General features: G+C 37.0%; 9 protein-coding genes and 1 tRNA gene. All 10 read left to right on the forward strand.

The features are described 5' to 3' along the window. The 10 genes from IPP64_09285 to IPP64_09330 all read left to right on the forward strand — a co-directional run bounded on the left by IPP64_09285 (nt 1) and on the right by IPP64_09330 (nt 11279). The gene (locus tag IPP64_09285; protein ID MBL0329592.1) at nt 1–1068 is read left to right on the forward strand and encodes a beta-ketoacyl synthase chain length factor; all 1068 of its coding nucleotides are present in this window, start codon (nt 1–3) and stop codon (nt 1066–1068) included. After that, nucleotides 1062–1835, forward strand: coding sequence for a polysaccharide deacetylase family protein (locus IPP64_09290; protein MBL0329593.1), 774 nt, complete (start codon nt 1062–1064; stop codon nt 1833–1835). The genes IPP64_09285 and IPP64_09290 overlap by 7 nt, the downstream gene beginning before the upstream one ends. A 169-nt stretch (nt 1836–2004) precedes the next feature. Continuing rightward, nucleotides 2005–2640 carry an outer membrane lipoprotein carrier protein LolA gene (locus IPP64_09295; GenBank protein ID MBL0329594.1) on the forward strand — a complete coding sequence of 212 codons (636 nt, stop codon included), beginning with the start codon at nt 2005–2007 and terminating at the stop codon, nt 2638–2640. Further along, a complete protein-coding gene (locus IPP64_09300; GenBank protein MBL0329595.1) occupies nt 2618–3256 on the forward strand; it encodes a hypothetical protein in 639 nt (212 codons plus the stop codon). The genes IPP64_09295 and IPP64_09300 overlap by 23 nt, the downstream gene beginning before the upstream one ends. Nucleotides 3257–3264: 8 nt before the next feature. Beyond that, complete coding sequence (locus IPP64_09305) at nt 3265–3630, forward strand: 3-hydroxyacyl-ACP dehydratase (GenBank protein ID MBL0329596.1); 366 nt, start codon at nt 3265–3267, stop codon at nt 3628–3630. Between the two features lie 113 nt (nt 3631–3743). Beyond that, on the forward strand, nt 3744–4997 hold the full coding sequence (locus tag IPP64_09310) for a DUF2062 domain-containing protein (protein ID MBL0329597.1): 1254 nt from the start codon (nt 3744–3746) through the stop codon (nt 4995–4997). Between the two features lie 157 nt (nt 4998–5154). Further along, nucleotides 5155–9000, forward strand: coding sequence for a 1-acyl-sn-glycerol-3-phosphate acyltransferase (locus IPP64_09315; protein MBL0329598.1), 3846 nt, complete (start codon nt 5155–5157; stop codon nt 8998–9000). Nucleotides 9001–9009: 9 nt separating this feature from the next. Continuing rightward, the gene (locus IPP64_09320) at nt 9010–10524 is read left to right on the forward strand and encodes an NAD(P)/FAD-dependent oxidoreductase (protein ID MBL0329599.1); all 1515 of its coding nucleotides are present in this window, start codon (nt 9010–9012) and stop codon (nt 10522–10524) included. A gap of 15 nt (nt 10525–10539) precedes the next feature. Then, nucleotides 10540–11076, forward strand: coding sequence for a YceI family protein (locus IPP64_09325; protein ID MBL0329600.1), 537 nt, complete (start codon nt 10540–10542; stop codon nt 11074–11076). Nucleotides 11077–11197: 121 nt separating this feature from the next. Continuing rightward, nucleotides 11198–11279 (forward strand) — tRNA-Leu (locus IPP64_09330). Nucleotides 11280–11666 lie beyond the last annotated feature (387 nt).

Genomic DNA, 11666 nt, shown 5'->3' on the forward strand with positions numbered 1-11666 from the left:
ATGGAAGGATATATCAATGGCATGGGAATTATTTCTCCTCAAAAAACATTTGAGGCTACCGACTTTTTATCGGAAGTAGTGGAACATAATTCAAAATACCTTTCTTGTATCGAACCTTCTTACAAAGAATTTTTAAATCCTACGCTTGCACGAAGAATGGCACGCATCATCAAGATGAGTATTGCCGCTTCTACCGTTTGCTTTAAAGATGCGAAGGTTGAAATGCCGGATGCTATCATGACAGGAACAGCATTGGGATGTTTAGAAGATACCGAAAAGTTTTTATGGGCCATCATTCACAACGATGAACAATTCCTTACTCCTACCTCATTCATACAATCTACTCACAACACCGTAAGTGCTCAAATTGCATTGCAACTAAAATGCATGAACTACAATTTCACGTATGTGCACAAAGGATTTTCTTTTGAAAGTGCAGTTTTGGATGCATTGATGACATTGGCAGAAGGCGAAGCAAAAAATATTTTAATTGGCGGTCATGATGAAATGACCGAAAAATACTATCGTGTTTGTGATCGTATTGGATACTGGAAAAAAGAAGAATCGGTTCCGACCATGGAACTCATCAACAGCAAAACCAATGGCAGCATTGCCGGTGAAGGTGCTGCATTTTTTATTTTAAGCAAAGAACAATCAGAAACTTCGTATGCAAAGTTAAGAGGCATCAAAACCATTTACAAACCGGAAAACAATGAGGAAATTGAACAGAAAGTAACGGAGTTGTTGACTGCAAATGGTTTAACGGCAAACGATATTGATGTGGTAGTGTATGGCATTAACGGTGATGCTCGCTTTGATAAAACCTATTACCATCTGAAAGACAATTTATTCAAAAGCAGCACATCTACCTATTTCAAACACCTATGCGGTGAATACCAAACAGCAGGAAGTTTTGCAATGTGGCTGGCCTCAAAAATTATAAAAACACAATCCATTCCAAGTGCAACTTTAATTGGAGAAAACAAAACCAAACAAATTAAAAACGTACTTATCTACAATACATTCCTGGATGCCGATCATTCGGTGTATTTGCTTTCACAATGCTAAACTTTAAAATAGCGAGTCTTTGTTTTGTTATCGAATGTATAACAATCGGTTTGCTGTATTACTTCATAGGCATCAGTCTTTGGTGGTTTCTGCTTCCAATCTTCAGTTTTAAAGCATTGATTATTTATGGCTCGGCTACCATCCAATCCAATTTTTATACAAAAGCTCATTGCAACGCTGTTACGGATGAAAAATTAATCGCCTTGACTTTTGATGACGGTCCGAATGCCGTTTATACACCCAAAATTTTATCCATCTTAGAAGAGTTCAACGTTCCTGCTACCTTTTTTGTAATCGGAAAAAATATTCTCGGGAATGAAAGCATCATCAAAAAGATAGATGCAGCCGGACATACCATCGGGAACCACACCTTTTCACATTCCTTTTTTATTGATTTTAAAAGTAAAGCGGGATTTATAGATGAATTGAATACTACATCCGATGCGATTTACAACATCATCCGTAAACGAGTGAAGTTCTTTCGTCCGCCTTACGGAGTTACTACTCCCAATCTTGCACGAGCATCAAAAGCATTGAATTACGAAATTATCGGATGGAATATACGCTCCTTAGATACAACCAAGGATAGCGAAGAGATAATCGCGCAACGGGTGATTTCACAAGTTAAACCGGGCGCTATCATCCTGTTTCATGATACTTCGGAAAAAACAACCCAAGTATTAAAACAAACACTTAATTTTGCAAAAGAAAATGGCTTCAAAATTGTAAGTGTGGAGGAGCTTTTGAAACTTAAAGGGTATGGGTAATTAACAAATACACACCCCTGGCCCCTCTCAAGAGGGGATTTGATTTGAGTATTGAATATGAATTTTGCATTTAACTAGCTTTATAGTTAGATGAGAGAAACAAAAATATAAGCACAATGCATTCCCCTCTAGAGAGGGGTAAGGGGTGTGTCGCAAATGTAAATTGAAAATGAAAAACATATTACTAATACAATTCTTATTCATCACCTTCTTCGTTTCCGCACAAGTGCCTGCCGGCTATAAACCGGTGAAAGACACCACTGCATTCAAACAAAAAATGGAAGCGCAATCCAAATTGATTACGACTTTGGAAAGTGATTTTACGCAAGAAAAATATCTAAGTGTGATGTCCGAAAAAATCATCAGCAAAGGGCATTTTCATTTCAAAAAAGTGAACATGTTGCGCTGGGAATACAATGACCCGTACAAATATCTGATCGCCATCAATAAAGATAAAATGTTTATCAAGGACAATGGGAAAGTGAGTAAATACGACATCAATTCCAATAAAATGTTCAAGAGCATTAATGAAATGATGGTCAATACTGTTCAAGGAAACCTCTTAAACAACAAGGATTACAAAGCGAAATTTTATGAGAATGAAAAATTTTATCTTTTAGAATTATCCCCATTACAAAAAGGCGCAAAGGATTTTTTAAAAGTGATTCAATTGTACATCAACAAAACCGATTATGCGGTGGATAAAGTAAAAATGATTGAACCAAGTGACGATTATACCAGCATTGATTTTACCAATCGCAAAACCAACCAGCCGATAGCGGATGAAAAATTTAGTATTAAGTAGTTTCATCGCAGTTCTTTTTAGTGCTTGTCACTTTGGTCATTATGGGAAATTAAACGTCCTGGAAGACCGCAAGTGGAGAGTTGAAGATAAAAAATCAATTTTCGGAGACAATTTCAATTCCTTCCTTTTCAAAACCAATATCACTGTTTACGGCAAAGATTATAGTGGCTTGTTGGTTACAAAACAAATGTCGCCACAAGACTATCGCGTGATTTTCACTACAGAATTAGGAATGAAATTATTTGATTTTGAATTTAAGGATACTGCCTTTACGCTGCATTATTGTGTTCCGCAATTCAATAAACCAAAGCTGTTGAAAGTAATTCAAAAAGACATTGAAACATTACTCATGAATGAAAATGCGACAAAATCATATGTCCGATTGCGAGACCCGAAAAATAACAATAACGTATATAAATGTGCTCAAGAAAGCTTCCACAATTATTATTTTTATGAGGAAAATCCATCTCATTTAGTAAAAATCGAACATGCTAAAAAAAGAAGAAAAAAGACTACCTTTACACTCTCAAATTATCAAAACGATTTTCCTAATGCAATTGTGATTCAACATCACGATATAAAATTGAAAATCGAACTGAATTTGTTAAAGAAATAAACACGAAAATGCTACTAAACGACTTCTTTAAAATTAAGGATATACAAAATGGGGATAAATACATTATCAGCATTGAAATGAATCCGAAACACGACATTTACAATGGACATTTTCCGGGAAACCCTATTACACCCGGAGTATGTTTAACGCAAATGGTGAAAGAAACCGTGGAGCATATCACCAATAAAAAACTTCAAATGGTGAAAGGCGACAATCTGAAATTTACGGCCATTTTAAATCCGGAAGTAAATGGAAATGTCACCATGAGCTTAACCATCAAAACCAAAGAAGATGGGCTTTTGCAAGCCGATAGCCTTATTTCTGCCGAAACAACCAACTTCTTCACGTTTAAAGGTCATTTTAAGGAGATTTAAGCTTAAAATCATTCTATTTTACTGTCCCAAAAACCAATAAAAATGCTATTTTTGTAGCTTATAAAATTTGCCTCCTTTTGAGGCAATTTTTTTGTTTACACGCTATAAGAATTATGTCGGTTATAATTGATTACGAGTTATATAGAAAAAAGATAGATGCACTAAACTGTTGTGTGATTATCCCTACCTATAATAATCAACAAACCATCGCTCAAGTGATTACCGATGTGCTTAAATTCACGAACAACATCATTGTTGTGAATGACGGAGCAACGGATGCTACCCACGAACTATTAAAAGCATTTACCACCATTCAAATCATTTCCTATTCTCCGAACCGTGGAAAAGGAATTGCTCTGCGAACCGGTATTAAAGCTGCACAGGAAAAAAACTATCGGTATGCCATCACCATTGATAGTGACGGTCAACATTTTGCTGACGATATCCCCGTATTTATTGATAAGATTGAAGAAACACCCGATGCATTGTTAATTGGAGCGCGCAACCTGAATCAGGAAAACATGCCGAAAAAGAACACCTTCGGCAATAAGTTTTCTAATTTTTGGTTCATGCTTTTTACCGGCATCAATCTCCCGGATACTCAATCTGGATATCGCCTCTACCCTATTCAAAAAATGAAAGGTGCACGTTATTTCACTTCCAAATATGAATTTGAAATTGAAGTAAGTGTGAAAGCAGCCTGGCGTGGTATCCCAGTTTTGCCTGTTCCCATTAAAGTCTTTTATGCGGAAGGTGAAAAACGCATCAGTCATTTTCGACCTGGAAAAGATTTTACACGTATCAGCTTGCTGAATACGTATTTGTTTTTTCCGGCAATGCTCTGGTACAAACCCATTCGGATTATTAAGCATTTGAGCATCGCCAATATCAAAGCGGTCGTTAAAAAATATTTTCTCGACACCAACGAATCCGTGATGCGCAAATCTTTAGGTGTTGCATTTGGCGTGTTTATGGGAATTATACCTATTTGGGGATTTCAATTTGTAACAGCATTGGTATTGGCACATTTTATGAAACTCAACAAAGCCATAGTTGGATTGGCAGCACAAATTAGTGTGCCGCCCATGATTCCAATATTGTTGTTTGGTAGTTTGCGAACCGGACAATGGCTATTGGGAAGAGACATGAGTGAAACCATTGAAACCAATCAACTCACGCTTGAAACAACCAAACAATTGTTGCATGAATATTTATTCAGCGGAAAAGTATTGCAGCATTTGTACGAATACTTATTGGGAAGTATGGTGTTTGCAGTAATCATGGCTATTGCGTTTGGGCTGATTACGTATGTTTTATTGAAGATTTTTGGTAAAAAAGAATTAGCAGTAGAGAGTAAACAAAAATAAAACCAAAGTAGATTATAAACATCTCCCGATAGCAATCGGGAGCGAGGAACGAAGCAATCTTTCACGATGAGCAGAATGGCAACCGATCAAAAGAGATTGCTTCGTTCCTCGCAATGACGTACTAAAAAAAAGTTATTCGTTAAGAAGAAGAAACTAAATGGGAATTATATTTACATCCATCTATCGCTTGCTTAAAAAAAGAAGAATTCTTTTCTTCCTTTTATTATTTGGCGCGTTAGGGTTTGTAGGTTTCTTTGCTTCCAAAATAAAAATGGAAGAAGACATCACCAAGATGATGCCTACTGATGCCAAGATTGAACGCCTAAACACCTTCTTCAAAAACTCAAAATTTCTGGATCGATTAGTCGTTACTGTTTCCCTTTCCGATTCTACTGCAACTCCCAACCCTGATCGATTAATTGAATTCTCCGACAGCTTAATTGCATCGCTTCAAGGCATCGACTCTTCGCTCATCAAAGAAATTACCTATAAAGTGAACGATGATGTGATGTACGATGTCTACAATACCTTTATCGATAATCTGCCCATCTTCCTGGAAGAAAAGGATTATCAAACCTTAGATCATCTCATTACTTCTGAGAAACTGGACACGACCTTAGAAAGAAATTACAAAACCCTGCTTTCACCAACCAGCTTGGTGATGAAAAAAAACATTCTTAGAGATCCTATCGGAATAACTCCGTATGCTCTAAAACGGATGCAAACCTTGCAATTTGATGATAATTTTGAATTGGAAAACGGTTGCATCTTTACAAAAGATAAAAAGCATTTATTATTCTTTATCACTCCCACTCCTAAGTCGTCCGAAACAGCTAAAAACGCTATTCTTTTAGCGAAACTGGATACCGTGCTTGCCAACAACATTTCGAAATACAAAGGCTTGCATGCTGAATATTTTGGCGGTGTTGCTGTGGCTGTGGGCAATGCCAAACAAATCAAAAGTGATGTTATTCTTACTCTTTCCATCACGCTTGTCGGATTATTTCTGTTCATCAGTTTATTCTTCAAACGCATCGAAGTATTCTTTGTGATTTTTATTCCCGTTGCATTTGGTGGCGCATTCTCATTGGCAATGCTTTACCTTCTGAAAGGAGAAATTTCTGCCATTGCTTTGGGTGCCGGCTCCATCATTCTGGGAATAGCAATGGATTATACCATTCACTTCTATACCCATTTCAAACATCTCAACTCAGCCGAAGAAACCGTTAAAGACCTTTCTTTCCCGCTTACACTGGGAAGCACCACCACCATTGGAGCGTTGTTAAGTTTATATTTTGTAAAGTCGGAAGCCTTACAAGATTTTGGAATGTTTGCAGCCTTCAGCTTGATGGGTGCTGCTTTATTTACGCTTATCATCTTTCCGCATTTTATGCGAAAGAAGAAGGCATCCGCTTCTCCAGAAAATCACAAACCCAACTTCATCGAAAGAATTGCTGCCTATAAATTCGAGAACAACAAACTCTTAATCTGGTTCATCATCCTCGTTTCAGCAGTCTCTGTATATACTTCACAGCGTGTCAGTTTCGAAGGCGACATGATGAGCTTCAACTACATGGATCCTGAACTGGCAAAAGCGGAACAGAATTTAAATTCCATCAGCAATGTTTCCTTACGTAGCGTTTATCTCGTTTCCAGCGGAAAAAACTTAGACGAAGCATTAACACATAGCGAAAAAAACATCCCTCTTTTAAATCAACTGGAAAAAGAGAATATATTAAAAAAGTACTCAACCATTTCTACGATCTTGTTATCCAAACAAGAACAAGAAAAACGTATCAAACGCTGGAAAGACTATTGGACAAGCGACAAGAAAGAAAAGCTGAAAGCAGATTTAATCAGTAAAAGCGAAAAATATAAATTCAAAGAAAATGCATTCTCCGCTTTTTATGAAATGCTTAACAAAGACTTTTCCACCATTGATGCAAGTGCATTTAGTGGTTTAAAGTCGAGTATGCTCGATAACTACATCACTGAAAAACCGGATGAAACTACCGTTGTCACCGTTATTAAAACAACAGCAGAAAACGAAGATCAAGTGGTGAATGCGTTTAAAGAAACGGAACATCTAATTGTATTCGATAAAAAATTCCTGACAAATCGCTTCATCGAAATTATCAAAAACAACTTCAATCTGATTCTTACCATCTCATCACTGTTGGTATTAATCATGCTCATCATTTCCTACGGACGCTTTGAACTGGCATTGATTACTTACATCCCAATGGTGTTGAGCTGGCTCTGCATCCTTGGAATTATGGGTGCTTTTGATATTAAATTCAACATCATCAACATCATCATCTCTACTTTCATTTTTGGTTTGGGTGACGATTATGCCATCTTTATTACCGATGCGTTGATGAATGAATACAAAACCGGACAAAAAAATCTGGCATCGTATAAAACAGGAATTTTTATTTCTGCTACCACCACCATGATTGGAATTGGAGTGTTGATTTTTGCTTCTCATCCTGCTTTAAAATCCATCGGATTAATCACCATCATCGGAATGTTTTCGGTATTGATTATTTCGAATACCATCCAACCGGCTTTGTTTAAATTTTTAATTACAAATCGTACCGAACAAAAACGTGTGCCTTTCACTTTACTCAGTTTATTGCAATCTGTATTTGCATTTGCATGGTTCACCTTCGGCTGCTTTACACTCATCCCATTGGGATTCATCATCGTCAAACTATTGCCTATTCCAAAAAAGATTCGATTAAAGATTTTCCACAACTTACGATATGCCTATACCAAATCGATGATTTATGTAAACGTGCATGTTCGCAAACGCATCATCAACGACTTAAATGAAAAGCTCAACAAACCTGCAATCGTTATTGCTAACCACCATTCGGTGATTGATTCTTTGTTGATGCAATCGCTCAATCCAAAACTCATATTAATGGTGAACGATTGGGTATGGGATTCGCCATTCATGGGACCGATTGTTCGCTTGGGAGGTTTTATTCCAAAAGCTGCTGGCTACGAAGAAAACTTAGATAAAATAAGAGGTCTGATCAATGATGGATATTCTCTTGGAATTTTCCCGGAAGGCTCCCGCTCCGAAACAGTTAAAATCGGCCGATTCCATAAAGGTGCGTTTTACATTGCAGAAAAATTAAATGTCGATATTGTTCCGATTGTATTTCATGGCAATGCCTTTGTGCAAGGGAAAGACGATAGCTTTTTATTAAAACCGGGAACGGTTACTGTGAAATACCTGCCTCGTATTGATGCGAATGACAAATCGTTTGGTGATACCTACAGCGATAAAACAAAAAACATTAGCAAATACTTTAAAGCAGAATACGCTAAAATAAGAGCAGAGGTTGAAACGGTGGATTATTTCTTCAACCGATTAACGAAAAACTATATTTATAAAGGTCCGGTTTTAGAATGGTACATGCGTATCAAAGTAAAGTTGGAAGACAACTACCAATTGTTCGAATCCCTTTTACCAAAAAAAGGAACCATCACGGATATTGGCTGTGGCTATGGATTCTTGCCATACATGCTGGCCTACATGAGTGAAGATCGCGTGGTGATTGGAACGGATTACGATGAAGATAAAATCATTGTCGCCAACAATTGTTTTTCGAAAACAAAAAACATTTCCTTTTTTGCTGCCGATGCCACCGAATGTGAATTACCAAAAAGTGATGCATTTATTTTAAGTGATATCTTGCATTACCTTCCGGTAATTGAACAAGAAAAATTATTGATAAAATGTATGGATAGCTTGAATGCAGGCGGCATGATTTTATTACGGGATGCAGATTCCAGCTTAAAAGGCAGACATTGGGGCACGCGCTACACCGAGTTTGTTTCCACAAATGTGGGATTCAACAAAACAAAAAATAAATTAGAATTTGTATCTTCAAACTTTATTTTAGAAGTGGTAAAAAAACATGGTTTCAATTATCATAAAATTGATAACACCAAACTCACTTCGAACATAACCTACATTATTAAAAAATAACAGCAAATTATGTCACAATACGATGTTGTAATTATTGGCAGTGGATTAGGCGGACTGGAAAGTGCATTCATTCTTAGTAAAGAAGGATATAAAGTGTTGGTGCTGGAAAAAAACCGACAATTGGGAGGCAGCTTACAAATTTTTGTTCGCGATAAAGCCATCTTTGATACCGGCATCCACTACCTCGGTGGCTTGAATGACGGACAAAACTTAAATCAAAGTTTTAAATACTTTGACATCATGGACAAACTGCATCTCCAAAAAATGGACATGGATGGGTTTGATCGAATTAGTTTTGATGGCGACCCAACAGAATACAAACATGCACAAGGTTATGATAATTTTGTTGAACAACTTTCACAACAATTTCCGGGAGAAAGAGCAGCGCTGCAAAATTACGTTAAACAAATTCAGGAAGTATGCGATTACTTCCCGCTCTACCAGCTAAGAGCTGATGAAGCACCAATTATCGGTACCAAATACCTCGACATTAGCGCAAAAGGATTTATTGAAAGCATCACATCCAATACAAAACTTCAAAGTGTATTGGGAGGTTCTAACCCACTTTATGCCGGTGATGGCTCTAAAACGCCATTGTATGTGCATGCATTGGTGGTGAACACCTATATCGAAAGCTCTTATAAATGTGTGGATGGTGGTGCGCAAATTGAACGCCTGCTCACCAAAAATATCAAAGCAATGGGTGGCGAAATTCGGAATTATTCGGAAGTCGCTAAAATTGTTGAAAAAGATGGCGTGATTACCCACGTTGAATTAAAAGATGGTGAAAAAATTGAAGGAAAAAATTTCATTTCCAACATTCATCCCGCATCAACCATGGATATGCTGGAATCCGATAAAATAAAAAAAGCATACCGCAACCGAATCCAAGGATTAGAAAATTCTTCTTCCGCTTTTATCCTCGACATTGTTTTAAAACCAAATACGTTTGAGTATAAAAATCACAATTATTACCATTATAAAAGAAATGATGTTTGGACCGGAATGTACCAGGTGGGGGATGCTTGGCCGGATGGATATTGTGCATTTATACCCAAAACATCAAAATCAGACACATATGCAGATAGCATGACGCTATTGAGCTACATGCAATACGATGATGTTAAAAAATGGGCAAATACTTTTGCTACCATTCCGAAACACCGCGATAGCAGAGGACAAGAGTATGAAGATTTTAAAACACGTAAAGCTGAACAACTGATTGATGAAATAGCAAAAAAGTTTCCGAATATTCGAAGCTGCATTCATTCCTACACTTCTTCCACTCCACTCACGTACCGTGATTACATTGGTGCACGCGATGGTGGTTTGTATGGAATTGCAAAAGACTATCACGATCCAATCCGAACATTTATTTCGCCCATCACTAAAATTCCGAATTTGTTTTTTACCGGACAAAACTTAAACATGCATGGAGTATTAGGAGTAACAGTAGGCGCTATTCGCACCTGTGGTGTGTTTGTAGGTCAAGATTATTTATTAAACAAAATCAATAAAGCCTAACTAAACTTTAAACCGATGAAATTACTTTTTGTAAAATATGTATTTGCCCTTCTTCCATTCTTTTTTGTAATGGATAATACAGCATGGAAAGTAAAATCATCGTCTATCACCTTCAAAATTAAAAATGCCGGGGTGTCTGTTGATGGTTCATTTACAGGCTTAGTAGCAGATATAAAATTCAATCCTTTAAAACCGGAAGAAGCGGTAATCACTGCAAGTGTAAATTCAAAAACAATAAACACCGACAACAGCATGCGCGATGAACACCTTCGCAAAGCCGAATATTTTGATGTCGAAAAATTTCCAAAAATCACACTTCAATCTGTTAAAATTGAAAAAACAGGACCCATCACTTACAAAGGACTGTTTAAATTAACCATGAAAGGTGTCACCAAAGAAGTGATTATCCCGTTCAACTTTATGAAAATTCCTGAAAAAACCGAATTTAAAGGAAGCTTCTCCATCAACCGAAGAGACTATGGTGTTGGAGGAAATAGTATTTCGTTATCGGATAATGCAACCATCAACTTATCCATTATTGTAACAGAATAATTCTTAAAATCATTCAATAAAAACTTTACCTTTGTTCTATACTCGGGTGGCAAACCTGCCTACCGGCAGGCAGGACTGGCAGACATATAAATGATATAAATAAAATAATAATTTAAACTATACTTGGGTGGCGAAACTGGCAGACGTGTACGCTTGAGGGGCGTATGTCGAAAGACGTGGGGGTTCGACTCCCCTCCCAAGTACTTAATAAAAATCACAAGTGGTGAACCTTCCTGCCCACAAGTAGAACTGGCTGACGTGTACGCTTGAGAGGCGTACCTGCCTGCCGGCAAGGCAGGTGTCGAAAGACGTGGGGGTTCGACTCCCCTCCCGAGTACTTTTTTTTCTTCTCTCCTTTCTAATTTATCTTCTAAAATCAGCAATTCTTATTGGCGAATACATTCTTTATGTTTTTGTATTTTGATATAATTTTTGTCAAAAAAATGACTTCAAAATTTCAACGGCCAAAAAGTGGCCGTGAAGATATTTATAATTGCACATTCGATTAAAGCAGCAAATAGGGTAAAAATACCCTATTAAAAAAATGGGGTATTTATACCCTATAATTTGAATTTAATTTAGTTGATATT

The sequence above is a fragment of the Bacteroidota bacterium genome, assembly GCA_016722565.1.
Classification (GTDB): domain Bacteria; phylum Bacteroidota; class Bacteroidia; order 2-12-FULL-35-15; family 2-12-FULL-35-15; genus 2-12-FULL-35-15.

What these genes read in the sequence shown, in the direction of transcription:
- IPP64_09310 (MBL0329597.1), top strand. Translation starts at nt 3,744, where the DNA reads ATGTCGGTTATAATTGATTACGAGTTATATAGAAAAAAGATAGATGCA.
- IPP64_09325 (MBL0329600.1), top strand. Translation starts at nt 10,540, where the DNA reads ATGAAATTACTTTTTGTAAAATATGTATTTGCCCTTCTTCCATTCTTT.
- IPP64_09305 (MBL0329596.1), top strand. Translation starts at nt 3,265, where the DNA reads ATGCTACTAAACGACTTCTTTAAAATTAAGGATATACAAAATGGGGAT.
- IPP64_09290 (MBL0329593.1), top strand. Translation starts at nt 1,062, where the DNA reads ATGCTAAACTTTAAAATAGCGAGTCTTTGTTTTGTTATCGAATGTATA.
- IPP64_09295 (MBL0329594.1), top strand. Translation starts at nt 2,005, where the DNA reads ATGAAAAACATATTACTAATACAATTCTTATTCATCACCTTCTTCGTT.
- IPP64_09285 (MBL0329592.1), top strand. Translation starts at nt 1, where the DNA reads ATGGAAGGATATATCAATGGCATGGGAATTATTTCTCCTCAAAAAACA.
- IPP64_09315 (MBL0329598.1), top strand. Translation starts at nt 5,155, where the DNA reads ATGGGAATTATATTTACATCCATCTATCGCTTGCTTAAAAAAAGAAGA.
- IPP64_09300 (MBL0329595.1), top strand. Translation starts at nt 2,618, where the DNA reads ATGAAAAATTTAGTATTAAGTAGTTTCATCGCAGTTCTTTTTAGTGCT.
- IPP64_09320 (MBL0329599.1), top strand. Translation starts at nt 9,010, where the DNA reads ATGTCACAATACGATGTTGTAATTATTGGCAGTGGATTAGGCGGACTG.